Source organism: Spirulina subsalsa FACHB-351, from assembly GCF_026130165.1.
GTDB classification, from domain to species: Bacteria; Cyanobacteriota; Cyanobacteriia; order Cyanobacteriales; family Spirulinaceae; genus Spirulina_A; species Spirulina_A subsalsa_A.
The window spans coordinates 1-13,209 of sequence record NZ_JAIHOM010000127.1 but is presented as its reverse complement, the minus strand read 5'-3'; the positions used below and the strand labels follow the sequence as shown (position 1 = coordinate 13,209).

General features: G+C 47.5%; 12 protein-coding genes. 6 read left to right on the top strand and 6 right to left on the bottom strand.

Annotated elements, in window-relative coordinates; all coding sequences use genetic code 11:
* The first annotated feature begins 314 nt into the window (after positions 1 to 314).
* Positions 315 to 1,661 (top strand): FAD-binding oxidoreductase, encoded by a 1,347-nt coding sequence (locus tag K4A83_RS19010; protein WP_265266252.1) that lies wholly within the window; start codon positions 315 to 317, stop codon positions 1,659 to 1,661.
* Positions 1,662 to 1,692: 31 nt separating this feature from the next.
* Positions 1,693 to 2,004 carry a divalent-cation tolerance protein CutA gene (gene cutA, locus K4A83_RS19005; protein WP_265266251.1) on the top strand — a complete coding sequence of 104 codons (312 nt, stop codon included), beginning with the start codon at positions 1,693 to 1,695 and terminating at the stop codon, positions 2,002 to 2,004.
* A gap of 71 nt (positions 2,005 to 2,075) precedes the next feature.
* Here the strand turns inward: cutA and K4A83_RS19000 are convergent, their stop codons facing one another.
* The 3 genes from K4A83_RS19000 to K4A83_RS18990 all read right to left on the bottom strand — a co-directional run bounded on the left by K4A83_RS19000 (position 2,076) and on the right by K4A83_RS18990 (position 5,519).
* Complete coding sequence (locus K4A83_RS19000) at positions 2,076 to 2,549, bottom strand: hypothetical protein (protein ID WP_265266250.1); 474 nt, start codon at positions 2,547 to 2,549, stop codon at positions 2,076 to 2,078.
* Between the two features lie 294 nt (positions 2,550 to 2,843).
* A complete protein-coding gene (locus K4A83_RS18995) occupies positions 2,844 to 3,665 on the bottom strand; it encodes an ABC transporter substrate-binding protein (protein WP_265266249.1) in 822 nt (273 codons plus the stop codon).
* A gap of 129 nt (positions 3,666 to 3,794) precedes the next feature.
* Entirely contained in the window at positions 3,795 to 5,519 is a 1,725-nt protein-coding gene (locus K4A83_RS18990) for a sensor histidine kinase (RefSeq protein ID WP_265266248.1), read from the bottom strand.
* Positions 5,520 to 5,832: 313 nt separating this feature from the next.
* Between K4A83_RS18990 and K4A83_RS18985 the strand changes: the two genes are divergently transcribed.
* Genes K4A83_RS18985 through K4A83_RS18975 form a run of 3 tightly spaced genes read left to right on the top strand, consistent with a single transcriptional unit; the run spans position 5,833 to position 8,664 of the window.
* Entirely contained in the window at positions 5,833 to 6,681 is an 849-nt protein-coding gene (locus K4A83_RS18985) for an ABC transporter ATP-binding protein (RefSeq protein WP_265266246.1), read from the top strand.
* Between the two features lie 42 nt (positions 6,682 to 6,723).
* Positions 6,724 to 7,257 carry an SMC-Scp complex subunit ScpB gene (gene scpB, locus K4A83_RS18980; protein WP_265266245.1) on the top strand — a complete coding sequence of 178 codons (534 nt, stop codon included), beginning with the start codon at positions 6,724 to 6,726 and terminating at the stop codon, positions 7,255 to 7,257.
* Positions 7,258 to 7,305: 48 nt separating this feature from the next.
* A complete protein-coding gene (locus K4A83_RS18975; protein ID WP_265266244.1) occupies positions 7,306 to 8,664 on the top strand; it encodes a GTP-binding protein in 1,359 nt (452 codons plus the stop codon).
* 149 nt (positions 8,665 to 8,813) lie between these two features.
* Here the strand turns inward: K4A83_RS18975 and K4A83_RS18970 are convergent, their stop codons facing one another.
* The 3 genes from K4A83_RS18970 to K4A83_RS18960 all read right to left on the bottom strand — a co-directional run bounded on the left by K4A83_RS18970 (position 8,814) and on the right by K4A83_RS18960 (position 11,301).
* On the bottom strand, positions 8,814 to 9,287 hold the full coding sequence (locus tag K4A83_RS18970) for a CRR6 family NdhI maturation factor (RefSeq protein ID WP_265266243.1): 474 nt from the start codon (positions 9,285 to 9,287) through the stop codon (positions 8,814 to 8,816).
* Positions 9,288 to 9,306: 19 nt separating this feature from the next.
* Positions 9,307 to 9,645 (bottom strand): hypothetical protein, encoded by a 339-nt coding sequence (locus K4A83_RS18965; RefSeq protein WP_265266242.1) that lies wholly within the window; start codon positions 9,643 to 9,645, stop codon positions 9,307 to 9,309.
* 378 nt (positions 9,646 to 10,023) lie between these two features.
* Complete coding sequence (locus K4A83_RS18960) at positions 10,024 to 11,301, bottom strand: hypothetical protein (RefSeq protein WP_407810145.1); 1,278 nt, start codon at positions 11,299 to 11,301, stop codon at positions 10,024 to 10,026.
* Between the two features lie 419 nt (positions 11,302 to 11,720).
* Between K4A83_RS18960 and K4A83_RS18955 the strand changes: the two genes are divergently transcribed.
* The gene (locus tag K4A83_RS18955) at positions 11,721 to 13,067 is read left to right on the top strand and encodes a UDP-N-acetylmuramoyl-tripeptide--D-alanyl-D-alanine ligase (protein WP_265266239.1); all 1,347 of its coding nucleotides are present in this window, start codon (positions 11,721 to 11,723) and stop codon (positions 13,065 to 13,067) included.
* Positions 13,068 to 13,209: the final 142 nt, after the last annotated feature.

The following is a 13,209-nucleotide window of genomic DNA, read 5'->3' as shown; positions in this document are numbered from 1 at the left end:
TAAGGTTTGGGTTTGACCTTGTATTCGAGAACCAACATTGTTTGACACTGGCTTGCTTGGTATCATTGTAGCACTCCTAATGCCGCCCTGGAAGGGCGGGGCTTGAAACCCATTATTTTTGGTCAATGCCCAGCGCTCGGAGATTTGGGCTTGTCGTTGTGGCTCTGCTCACAAGGACTAGGAATCAGTGGGGGGTAGAGCAATTGACAATGGATAATTGATAATTGTTAATTGTTCCCTGACATTGACAAGAGGACATTCATGCTCAACTTGTCATGAATAGGCATTAATCATTGATAGTTAAAAATTGACCTATGACCTCCTCCTTGGACTGGCAAGCGATTCACGCAGAACTGACTGGCATTGAAACCATCACTGACCCCCAACAACTGACCAAACTCTCCCTTGACTACTACCACTTCAGCCCCATTTTGCAGCCTCAACTAGCCGATAAACGGGCGGATTTAGTCGTGCGTCCGGTCAATGAGGCCCAAGTGCAACAAGTCGCTCAAGTCTGCGTTCGCCATAAAATCCCCCTGACCGTGCGAGGGGCTGGGACGGGGAACTATGGGCAATGTATCCCCCTGATGGGGGGGATTGTGCTGGATACAACCCGGATGAACCAAATTCTCTGGATTAAAGAGGGGGTGGCCGCGGTGGAAGTAGGGGTCAAAATGGCGGCCTTTGATAAACAAGCCCGCTTGCAAGGTTGGGAGTTACGGATGTACCCCTCCACCTACCGCACAGCAACCCTCGGGGGGTTTATTGGGGGGGGAAGTGGTGGCATTGGTTCGATTAATTATGGACAACTGCGCGATCGCGGCAATGTTTACGGGGCCCGAGTTGTCACCCTTGAAGATCACCCCCGAATTCTCACCCTCCGGGGAGATGAAGTGCAACAAATCAACCATGCCTACGGAACCAATGGCATTATCACCCAACTGGAAATTCCCCTCGCTCCCGCTTATCCTTGGGCCGAGGTCATTGTCACCTTTGGGGATTTTCTTACGGCCGCTCGGTTTGGTCAGGCCCTCAGTGATGGGGATGGTTTAGTCAAAAAATTAGTCACTGTCTGCGCTGACCCCATTGGGGGCTATTTGACCGCCCTACAAGAGTTTATTCCCCCCGGTCAGTCCTGTGCCTTATTAATGGTAGCGGAATCCTCCTTAGACCCCTTAGAAGCTTTAGTAAAAGACTATGGCGGCACGATCACCTATCAAAAACGCGCTCAGGAAGCCCAAAAAGGCACCAGTTTAGCCGAATTCACCTGGAACCATACCACCCTCCACGCCCGCGCTGTTGACCCCTCATTAACCTATTTACAGACCTTTTATTTCGATTTAGAGCGCGTCGCGGCGATGTATGAACAGTTTGGGGATGAGGTGATGATTCACTTGGAATTTTTGCGGGTCGCAGGTCGTGCTATTCCGGCCGGATTGCAATTAGTTCGCTATACTACCCCAGAGCGTCTGGGGGCGATTATTGAGTGTCATGAGGCTCAGGGTTGTGCGATCGCCAATCCCCACACCTACATCCTCGAAGACGGCGGCCGCAAAGTCATTGACCCCCTACAACTGGCCTTTAAAGAACAAGTCGATCCCTACGGATTACTCAATCCCGGTAAAATGCGCGCCTGGGGAGAGAAATTTGACCGAAAATAATGGGATACAAGCCCCGTCCTTCAGGAGTGTTATGCCATACGGAATTATTTTAGTCACCGCCAGTTCAGAAACAGAAGCAAAAACCATTGCGCGGTATCTTGTGGAAAGTAAACTCGCGGCCTGTGTTAGTTTAACCCCCATTCATTCCATCTATACTTGGCAGGGAAGCATCGAGTCCGCTCAAGAGTGGCAACTGGTGATTAAAACCAACTTAGCTCACTATGCCGCCATTGAAGCCAAAGTTCAAGAACTGCACTCCTACGAAGTCCCAGAAATCATTGCCTTACCCATAGTAGAAGGTTCTGCCGCCTATCTGGGCTGGATTGCCGAGAATACGGCCTGAACACCCATTCCCACCCAAAAACGGGGGCGAGATTGCTGCAACCATACCCGAAGGTTTGGATTTTTGATTGACTAATTGCTGGCCACCAAACGATAACGCCAACGCTGACTAGCCTCAAAAGATCCCACCCAAACCTGATAAGTTCCCGCTCCCCAGTTTGTATCTTCCACACTCGCATCCTCTCCCGAACCGCCATCATCAGCACAGCGTATTGTATTGTTCGGGCCTTGAATCACCAGGGTAGTATCTTTGCCCCCACTATGAACTGTTAACTTTAAACGATCTAGATTTTCTTCTAGAATCATGACATGATCGGGGGTGGGAGAACCAAAACCTAAACAGGGGTTGCCGTGGCGATCGCGTCCTGCAATATTCGCCAAGGAAAACGCTCCCCCAGTACTCCCTGTGACTTGACCACTCACCTGTTCCCCCTCTCGGGCTAAATGTAAGGGGGCAAAATTGGCTTGTTGTGCCAAAATAGGTAAACTCCCGACAACCAACAACAGCGAACAGCCCAATCCATAACGGATATGACGAGAAAACATAATCCGTTCCTCCACAATACGATGACCTAGCAGTTACTAGAACTGCCTTGCTTCCATTGTGGCATTTTTGCCTTGAAATCCAAGGGGTTTTTAACCCAACAAAAGGGGAGTTTTTGGGCAAATTTGCCAGTTTTTTCGGCCGACTGAACTGAATTGATTCCCTATTTTTCCCCTTGCCCAAGTTGGTCGGCCTGTGAAGCAGGAAGCTCAAGCAATAGTGGGAGTTCAACTCTCTTTGTTGGCTTGAGAAGCCCCCGTTATACCCGTAGGGTTAGCGGGGGAGAACTTCACTGACTAAGGAACGGGCAAAACGTCCACCGTAGATGTTCCTTCGTCGGGAGGAGTACCAAACCAGCGCTCATGAATTTCTGCTAATTGCCCCGTTTCTTTTAAGCGGGTAATTTCTGCATTAACTTCATCTCGTAAAGGATTCCCTTTCGCAAACATAAAACTATATTGTTCTCCCGTCGGAATCCGTTGCACGACTTGCAACAGGGGTTTATCTTGGGTGTAGTGCAACATTCCGGGAATATCTGAAATATACCCAGCAAAAATTCCCGCTTCTAAATCAGCCATTGCTGGGGGAAGCCCTTCGTAGCGACGAATCCGACTAAACTGATATTTTTCTTTATGTTCTTCGACCCACTGATCACCTGTTGAGCCATTCTCTACTCCGACTTCTTGCCCTTGTAAATCCTCTAAGCGGGTAATATTACTATCAACTTTAACGGTTAAAGATTGGTCACTATCATAGTAAGGTTGAGCAAAATCAAAGTTCTCCAAGCGTTCAGATGTGATGGTAATGGAAGCCATTGCTATATCAATCCGTTGGGAGAGTAAGGAGGGGAAAAGATCAATAAAGGGCAGGTCTAAAAATTCTAACGGGCGATTGAGTTGTTCGGCAATATGTTTAATCATATCAACCTCAAACCCGACTAATTCCCCGGCCTCGTTTTCAAACTCCCACGGCACATTCCCGACATTTAAGCCAATCCGCAAAGGTGCTGTTGTAGTTGGGGTTTGGGCGCGACAACTACTAAAGGCGATCGCTAATCCTGTTCCCCCTAGTAATTGCAACACAAAGCGTCGAGAAAAGCGATTGGATTTAGATAACATAGCTCACCTTGAATAGAAGAAAACTCAAGAAATTGGCGGAGAATTAGTTTACTGATTTATCCTACGATATGGGGTAAAGTTTTAGGAAAATTATAACCGCAATAGAATTGCTGTATCCCTTAAGAATTATTAAGCTTTTCCTGAAACTGGCTTGCCCGATCTGTTCGGATGTAGGGGGAGGATCAGCGTAAAGGCTGTTCCTTCCCCGGGAGTAGAATCTACTTGGATTTTACCGTCATGTTTTTCCATGATTTTATAAGAAATTGCCAGTCCTAATCCCGTTCCTTTGCCAATAGGTTTGGTCGTAAAAAAGGGATCAAAGAGTTTGGAGCGAATGGTTTCTGGAATGCCTACACCATTATCAGCAATGGTGATCTTGGCACTATCTTCCGAGGCTTCGGTATGAATTTTAATCTGTTTCTGGGGGTTGGATTTATTGTCCGACAGCGCATCAATGGCATTACTGAGTAAATTCATAAAGACTTGATTGAGTTGGGCGGGATAACAGGGAACAGGGGGAAGCTCGCCATAATCTTTAACAATTTCAATCTCTTTTTTGATGCGATTGTTCAGTAAAATCAAGGTGCTATCAATACCCTCATGGAGATCAACCGCTTTCTGGCTTGAATCATCCAAACGGGAGAAGTTGCGTAAAGATAGCACAATTTGCCGAATTCGTTCAGATCCCATGCGCATAGAATGCAAAATTGCAGGTAAATCTTCCCGCATAAATTCTAGGTCACTATCTTCTATTTGTTCGGCTAATTCATTATTGACTTTAGGGTATTCTTTTTGATATAATTCAATTAATCCTAGTAAAGTATCGCTGTATTCTTCAATATGAGATAAGTTGCCATAAATAAAGTTTACGGGGTTATTAATCTCGTGGGCAATCCCGGCGACCATTTGCCCTAGACTAGACATTTTTTCCGTTTGAATCAGTTGGGCTTGGGCTTCTTTCAAGTCTTGGGTATAGTCTTGAATCCATTGGATAAGTTGATTGAGAGAACGAGCTAAAACCCCTACTTCATCTTCTGTCATAACAGGGGCGCGGAGTTCAGCATCTCCGGTTTTTGCGACTTGATAGGCGACATCACTCACAGCTTGAATGGGACGCACTAGAGCGCGGCTAGTATATCGTGCTAATAGAGCCGCAATAAGAATGGAACAAAACAGACTAAATAAAATCACTTTAGTGCGTAAGGTATTGGCTTCTGTGAGGGCTAATTCTGCCTGTTCAATATGTTCTTGTGAGTTTTGAATAAAGACGCGAATTTCTTCAGAATACCGAAAGAAACGCAGAGCAAGACTACTATCGGCAAAGTGTGTTAAGGTGTCTTCTATTGCTAAGACTTCTGAGCGATCGGTGAGATTCAGATCAATTTCTTTGAGAATGTTTTGTTGGTGGTGAATATAAGTTTGTGCTACATTTTGGTAGACGAGAAGAAAGCTTTGTAATCGTTGTTCCTGTTGAAGTTCAGGATGTTGTTGCAAGGTTTCTATTAGACCCATTAAAGACTGGGAACGATGGTCAAAGTTCTGGATGGCTTCAGCAAGACGATTAGGATGGCGTAATACGGGGATAAATTCTCGTTCTGGCTGAAAATCGCGACTTTTTAACAAGAGAGAGTTAAGCGTTTTTCCTTCCCAGTGGGCGGTTCTTAATTCTTCTCGGGCTTGACTATGGTAGTAGTCTCCCAATAATAAACCGATTATTGTCCCGACAACGGCAATTCCGAGAGATGCCCCATATCCCCAATAAATTTGGGTACGAAGGGAGCGCGTTTTGGGGGGCATTAAGGGAAACTTGACCAAAAATTTGGATAAAGAAACGGACGGAGGAAATTTAGACATAAGACAAGGGCAATCACGCGCAAGGTGATCTACCAATGATTAGAGTGAATTTAAATACTGATTGCATCGGTAGAAGTACCATAAATTGGAACGATTAAAATCCTATCCTTATCTTAATGACTGGGTGGGATAACAACAACTCACGGTTCACAAAAATTGATCGAGCTTGTGATCTGATTTGTTGGATCTGTTGGGAACAAGACCTGTTCAAGTGTCTTTGCGAGTCCTTGGGTTTGATGGGTCTAGGGGGGAGTTGCAGAAAATGGAGGCGATCGCTAATAATGTAAGCCTGTACTCTTGATCCAAGAAAACCGTGGGCGCAGTTACTCTGAAAAATGTGCAGAAGGTCTATAACCATATTCCTGTGGTGAATGATCTCTCCTTTGAAATCAAATCCGGTGAAATGTTTGGCCTCCTTGGTCCTAACGGTGCTGGTAAATCGACCACGATTCGCATGATTATCACCCTCACTCAACCCACCGAGGGCTATATTGAGGTGGCGGGACATGAGGTCAAACAGAATCCTGTAGAGGTGCGGCGCAATATTGGGGTTGTGTTACAACAGGTGAGTGTAGATAGTGACCTAACGGTGTGGGAGAATATGGAGTTTCATGGACGGATGCACCATATCCCTAACCCAGAACGGAAACAACGCATTGAACAGTGGCTGGAGTATGTGGATTTAAGCGATCGCACCAAAGACCTAGCGAAAACCCTTTCTGGGGGCATGAAGCGCCGTCTCCAAATCGCTCGCGCTTTACTCCATCAACCGAAAATTCTGTTTTTAGATGAACCGACGGTGGGTTTAGATCCCCAAAATCGTCGCCGTCTGTGGGAAATTATCCGGGATTTGAACCGTCAAGGGATGACCATCTTGTTGACGACGCATTATATGGAAGAAGTGGAATTTTTATGCGATCGCATTGGCATCATGGACAGTGGGAAACTGATTGAACTTGGCACCCTCGACCAATTTAAGGCGAAGTATGGGGAGGGATTAGTGATGAAACAAGTGGGCGATCGCAGTGAGTCTAAATTCTTCCCCACCTTAGCCCAAGCTAACGAATATTTTGAGCAAATGCCGGACAAAACCGGGATGATGGTGCGCGAGTCCAACCTAGAAGATATTTTTGTCCAACTCACCGGACACCAATTGGACTAGGCCGTAAATCGCCCTCTCCCCCAATGTCCCCTAACCTTGCCCATGAAACAACTGCCCATTCCCGATCTCGCCACGTCCCCCCGATTAGCCACCCAAATTGAGGCCATTTTATACCTCAAAGGTCAACCGATGACTTTAGCCGCCATTGCCGAACAAATGGGCTGTCGGGCTAAAGACATTAAGGATGCCCTGTTAGAATTAATGGATGATTACGCCCACCGAGACAGTGCCTTAGAAATTGTGGAAACCCCAAGCGGTTACAGTTTGCAACTGCGGGAAACGTTTCAGCATTTTATGCACCATCTCGTCCCGGCGGAACTGGGAACCGGGGCATTGCGGACTTTGGCAGCGATCGCACTAAAATCCCCCATCCTACAAACTGACCTTATCGACCTGCGAGGGAGCAGCGCTTATCAACAAGTCCAAGAACTCGTACAGTTAGGCTTTGTGCGCAAACGTCGTCAAGCGGAAGGGCGTTCCTACTGGTTAGAAATTACCTCGAAGTTTCATCAGTATTTTGAAGTGGACGAACTCTCCCAAATTCTCCAAGCTCACTCCTCACCAGAGGAAGAATAATGGAGAATTGATAATTGATAATTATTCCCTATTCCCTATTCCCGATTAATGAAAGCCTCCTCTCCCCAAGAAACCCACTACAACCAAGCCCGGGCTAGTCTCCAGCAAGCCCTCTCTTGGTATAGTAGCTTTCAACGACATGGCCACTACGCACCCAACGAGACACTACAGGCTGCCGTGCGGGGAGAACTGCAAACCCTCAAACGGGCGCTGGATAAAATTGAACAAAAAGCCCTCTGTATTGCCGCCTTTGGTTTAGTGAGTCGGGGGAAATCCGCCGTCCTGAATAGCTTAATGGGTCAAAATCTCCTAGAAACCGGCCCTCTTCATGGTGTCACCAAATACCCCCGTTCTATCACTTGGACTCCTGCGGGAGGAAAAGTGAAGGTGGAATTGATTGACACCCCCGGCCTCGATGAAATTGAGGGGCAAGGGAGGGCGCAAATGGCCAAAGAAGTCGCCCAACAAGCCGACTTAATCTTATTTATCGTGGCTGGGGATATTACCCGCACCGAATACGAGGCCTTATGTGAATTGCGCCAAGCCCAGAAACCCTTGATTCTGGTGTTTAATAAAGTGGACTTGTATCCAGAATGCGATCGCAGCGCCATTTACCAACAACTCCAAACCCTCGCCACCACTAGCCACACCCCCCACTCTCTCCACTCCCTCCTTTCCCCCGATGAAATCGTAATGGTTGCCGCCCAACCCGCCCCCATCCCCCTCCGCATTGAGTGGCCCAACGGGCAAATTCAAGAAACCCTCGAAACCCCACCCCCCCAAATCCAACCCCTCCAAGAACGGATTCTCACCCTCCTCAACCAAGAAGGTCGTTCCCTCCTCGCCCTAAACGCCCTCCTGCAAGCCCAAGCTGCCGAACAGCGCCTAGCCCGCAAAACCATTGAACTCCGCGCCCAAGAAGCCGAAACCCTCATCTGGCGCTACACCAAAACCAAAGCCCTCCTCGTCGCCCTCAACCCCATCGCCCTCCTCGACCTCCTCGGCGGCCTTTGGGCTGACCTCGCCCTGATTCGCGCCCTCGCCCGCCTCTACGGCCTGCCCATGACCAGCTACCAAGCCGGAGCCCTCCTCACCAAAATCTTCACCAGTGCCGGAACCCTCTTCCTTGCTGAACTGGCTAGCACCGCCCTATTTAGCGTCAGCAAAAGTACCAGCCTCCTCAACGAAGGTCCCGCCGCCCTCACGACCTACGCCACCACCGCCGCTCTCCAGGGTGCGATCGCAGGCTATGGGTCTTACATCATTGGTAAAGCCGCTCAAGACTACCTCGAAAAAGGCTGTAGTTGGGGCGCATTAGGCGCAAGCACCGTCATCCAAGAGATTTTAGGTCAAATTGACCCAAAAACCATCATCTACCGTCTTAAAGACGAAATTTCCCTAGCGTGACACCCTTCCCCTGCTGATAACCCCCCGAACCCCTCAAAGGTTAAACTCGTTACGCCCTCGGACAGACTACCCACTGTCTATTAGGTGAGAGCTTAGTAGATAAGGTAACTGGTTGAACAGGGAATCCCTCGCTTTTAGCGATGGGAGCGTCAAAGTTCCCCCAACAGGTTAAATAACCCCTCATCCACCTCATAGCCCAACACCTGCATCATATCCTTAACTTTTGCCGTCGCCCGTTCCCCCCGTTGGTTTAACCAGTGGGTAATCCCAAACACCTTATACATGACAAAAATTTCCAACGCTTCGGGATTATATTGAATCCCCTCCACCCGATGGAATTGGTGCGGTACCAACATCGCCACATAGCGCGCCCATTGGGTCCCCCAATCCAACACAAAAGGAAACCAAGGATACACCGCATCTAAGCGCACAAACCACAAACGCACCTCGGGAATTTCTGACAACTCCCGGGGGTCTGTTTCTGCCCGAGGAAAATCAATTTCTAGCTGAACTGATTGGGCTAAATCGGTCGCCGTTGACTTCTGATTTAAGGCTTCAATTACAGGTTGTACTGGAGAAAGATCCAGCTTATAAATCTGTTCAGCCGTAATCGTTATTTTCATTGCTCTAGTTTTTTTAAGACTAATCCTCTTTTTTCTGCACCGAACCCTCGACAATTATATAACCCCAGTGGGGATTTTCTTCCGTCAACTCTTGGGCAAGTTCCACTTCCCCCACCTCACAAAGTTCTACTAACTGCTCATAACGACTTTCTTGGACACCACTATGATTAACAGTATAACCCCAGTGGGGGTTTCTCTCTGCTAACCGTCGCGCCATCTCAATTTCCCCCACTTGACAAAGTAGGGTGAGTTCTTCATACCCTTTCCGCTTGTCTTGTTCTTTCTTGGCTTGGATTTGTTGTTTTCTTGTAGTGGTTTTGACGCTTTCATTCAGATTAATTTGGTCAATTTTTTCCATTTTTAGATGAAATAAGTGTTGACTATAGGTGGTCTGTGAGTGGTTGGGTTGCGCTGTCGCTTTACCCAACCTACAGATCGCGAAACAATTAACAATTATTAATTATTTTGTTGGGTTGTGCTGTCGCTTCACCCAACCTACAGATCACGAAACAATTAACAATTATTAATTATTTTGTTGGGTTATGCTGTCGCTTCACCCAACCTACAGATCACGAAACAATTAACAATTATTAATTATTTTGTTGGGTTGTGCTGTCGCTTTACCCAACCTACAGATCACGAAACAATTAACAATTATTAATTATTTTGTTGGGTTGCGCTGTCGCTTCACCCAACCTACAAACGGCTACAAATCGCCACAAATTGCTGGTAGAACCTAGAATAAGCGGTTAAGGAAAGAGACATCAATTGAGCCAAAATGAACACTTAAGGCAATGTGCATATTTTCCATGGATTTAACTAACCAAGGAACGCCATCTTCTTCTGAGGTTTCGTAATGGTTAAATAAAATTGAAAACCGCTTTTCTAGGTAAGGTTTAACCTGTTTACATAATAGGGTAATTTTTAATAACAAAACCACCGTTGAGGTGGGACCTAAATTCGTAACTAAATCGACAAAAATATAGTGATTTGGACGCTGTAGACTTTCCACCACTAAAAAGTTCAAAAGATGGCTGGATGTGCGTAGAAGGAGGGTATTATTAGGCTTCTGGCTATCGTAACGGGTGAGGGTATCCCGCAATTGTTGATAGAGACGTTCATTGAATTGGCGGTTGCCGTAGCGAGGATCAATGGAGTCTATTAAATAGTCATAGAGGTCGTCTTTAAATAGGCGAAAGGAGGAAGCGCGTAAACTTTGTTTTAGGAAACTATTGGCGAGATCATAATGGGTATTATCCCCTTGGATTTTGCCCACAAATTGATGTAAGGCGCTTTGGAGTTCTTGATCGCTTAATAGGGTAGGATTGGGGACAGGGTGAATAATGCGCCCAGTTTTCCCGGCTTGGAGAGAACGCATCTGATACATGGCAAACTGGGATAAGTCGAGTTCAAATTGCTTTTGGATGCGATCGCGAATTTGACGGACGGTTTGCTGGTGTTCATAGCTGCTATCTTGAGATAACAAGCAATGTTCGTAGAGATAGGGATAGCGATTAATTAAGGTTCCGACTAAATTACTACCATCCCGTTCCTTGACAGGTCGTAATTGCCCGCTTTCTTCGTTGGTGTGTTCAATCACCCGGGCTAAACGCTGTAAGGTTAAATACTGTTCTGTTTCTCGGAAATCCCATAACAGTTGGCGCACTCGTCGCGCTCCCCGAGATTGCACCGTACCCACGGGGGGGATAAACCGGAACACTTCCACTAACTCCGGAATCGCCCAGCGTGTACTCGGATTGGTTTGCCAGCGATTAATCAAAATATGACAGCAACGATTGAGAATAAAGGGAAATTCGCCCTCAATCTGTTTTTGACAAGCTAAGTCTTCTAAGGCTGCACGGACTGCAAGCGGCTGATAGTCTCGCCCCCCAATGAACAGGCGACGGAAACGTTCGATCATTTCCTGCGCAGGTTCTGTCTGTACGAAGTAAAGCAGATGGTCGTACAGCAGTTGTTCCTCTTTCGTTGTTCGTCGTAAATAGCAATCTGTCAAGGTTGGCACTTTAGTCAGCCCTCCTTACATGAGGATGTATTGGGGCTGTGTAGGATTGACAAGAAAATATACGGAAAAAACACATTGAAAAAATACAAGGGGTAACAACACAAGACGTAAAAACGCAAGAGTTTGTCACGCTTTGCTCTTTCTTGTTTTTTTCGGGTTCGGGGACTGACAACCGGAGAATTTTCCGATTTTAAGTCACAGTAGATGCGGAAAGACCATAATAGCTGACTCGCCCAGTTTAAGGCAGCCCAGTCCCTAAAACTTGAACATTAAAACCCTGACTGTACCCCTATCATAACTTGACCTCCTCGTTTATGGGTTCGGCAATTCTACCGAAAAACAAGGGTTTTGCCCAGTGGTTGGGGGCTTGGGGCGATAGAATAAAAGCGGATTTGCTTTAACTTCATATCATGACTCCTGAACTGTCTTTACACCAACTGGCTGATTTACTGGGAATAACTTGTACGGCATCTGATAATATTCTCTCACAAAAAATAAATAATGTGGTGACGGATAGCCGCACTCTCAAGGCGGGGGATTTGTTCGTTGCCTTACGGGGAGAGCGTTTTGATGGTCATGATTTTTTAGCGACGGCGGAACAGGCCGGGGCGAGGGCGGCGGTGATTGCTGAAGGGGTGACCTGGACGGGGGAAATGCCTGTGTTGCCTGTGGCGGATACCCTGACGGCCTATCAGAGGATTGGGCGGTGGTGGCGGGAACAGTTTACGCTCCCGGTGATTGGCTTGACGGGCTCCGTGGGCAAAACTACGACCAAGGAGTTGCTGGCGGCGGTGTTGGGGACTCGGGGACGGGTGCTGAAGACGGAGAAGAATTATAACAATGAAATTGGGGTGCCAAAAACACTTTTAGGGTTGACAAATGACCATGATTATGCAGTGGTAGAAATGGCGATGCGGGGGCGGGGTCAAATTGCGGAGTTAACGGAAATTGCTCGGCCGACTATTGGGTTAATTACCAATGTGGGGACGGCTCATATTGGCTTGTTGGGGTCGGAACAGGCGATCGCAGAGGCGAAGTGTGAGTTACTGGCGACTATGCCCAAAACCAGTATAGCGGTGTTAAATGCCGACAATGAGCGGTTAATGAAAACGGCGGCTCAAGTGTGGCAAGGGGAAACCGTGACCTATGGCCTCACGGGGGGAGATGTGCGGGGGACTTTAGGGGAGGGGCAAGTGTTGGAGGTGGAGGGGATGCGCTTGCCTCTACCCTTGCCGGGGGAACACAATGCCTCGAATTTTTTGGCCGCGTTGGCGGTGGCGAAGGTGTTAGGGGTGGATTGGACTCCTCTACAAGAGGGTTTAGTGGTAGAGTTACCCGGAGGGCGGGCGAAACGCTACGATTTGCCCGGCGGGGTGACGGTGTTAGATGAGACATACAACGCGGGCTATGAGTCGATGATTGCGGCCTTGCGGTTGTTGAAGGAAACCCCCGGAGCGCGTCATATTGCGGTATTAGGAACGATGAAGGAGTTAGGGCCGCAATCGGCCGCTCTTCATCGGAGGGTAGGGGAAATGGTACAGGGCTTAAAGCTGGATTATCTCTTGGTTTTGGTGGATGATCCCGAGGCGGAGGCGATCGCCCAAGCCGCCCCCCAAATCCCCCAACAGTGCTACACTACCCACGCTGAACTGTTGAGCGCCCTAAAAAATTTGTTACAACCGGGGGATACAGTATTATTCAAGGCCTCTAATTCCGTGGGTTTAAGTCAAGTGGTGCAATTGATCATTGAGAATTGATACCCTAGCCCCCTTTTTACCGATCATGTTTTCTTGAAAGCCCCGATACTTGAGGACGGGGATGAAAAGAAAAACAGTATGTAACCCGCGAAGCGTCAACACTTAATGAGCCTTGCCAGTTTTATTAAGTGTGTTATAATGG